At 66.2% G+C, this 633-nt stretch carries 2 protein-coding genes; both read left to right on the forward strand.

The window, feature by feature from the left end; genetic code table 11:
• Positions 1-275, forward strand: a 275-nt coding sequence (locus tag ACNFOC_RS55010; RefSeq protein WP_521987298.1) for a hypothetical protein, incomplete at its 5' end; no start/stop codon positions are given.
• Positions 276-523: 248 nt separating this feature from the next.
• Positions 524-633, forward strand: a 110-nt coding sequence (locus tag ACNFOC_RS55015; RefSeq protein WP_416966399.1) for an MHYT domain-containing protein, incomplete at its 3' end; no start/stop codon positions are given.

The following is a 633-nucleotide window of genomic DNA, read 5'->3' on the forward strand; positions in this document are numbered from 1 at the left end:
ACCGCGACCAGGTCATCACTGCGCTGAAGAAGTACCTGGACATGAACAAGCTGGCGCTGGGCGTGGTCAAGCCGGGCGGCCTGTTCGCCACGTTCTCCTGCACCGGCCTGGTGGCCGAGGACCAGTTCCTCGACATGCTGCGCCGCGCGGCGTATTTCTCCGGCCGCACGATCCAGATCCTGAAGGTGGCCGGCGCCGGTCCGGACCACCCGTTCATGGCCCACGTGCAGGAATCGCGTTACCTGAAGGCCGTGTTCTGCCGCGTGGTGGACTGACCGCGTCACTGCCGATCTCTGTAGAGCCGAGCCCACGCTCGGATGATCTGTCTGGCAGCCGAGCATGGGCTCGGCTCTACAGAGGCGCAATTTCACGTATTGCCGCTTGAAGTCCCCCCCGGTCTGCGCGTTAGAGTGAATGCGCGGCAACCGGGGGGATGCCGCACATGGCCGGCGTCGTGCGTCGGCCTGCCTCATGCATGCCCCACCGTGGTTTCCGTCGACAGGCAGGTCCGGGAGACTGACGAATGCTGGTAGGCACGTACAACCCGTGGCTGGTGGCGATCTCGCTGCTGGTCGCCGTGATGGCTTCATACACCGCGCTGGCGATGGCCGGGCGCACGGTGACCGCCCCGGG

This window comes from Streptomyces colwelliae, assembly GCF_048158785.1.
In the GTDB taxonomy this organism is placed as follows: domain Bacteria; phylum Actinomycetota; class Actinomycetes; order Streptomycetales; family Streptomycetaceae; genus Streptomyces.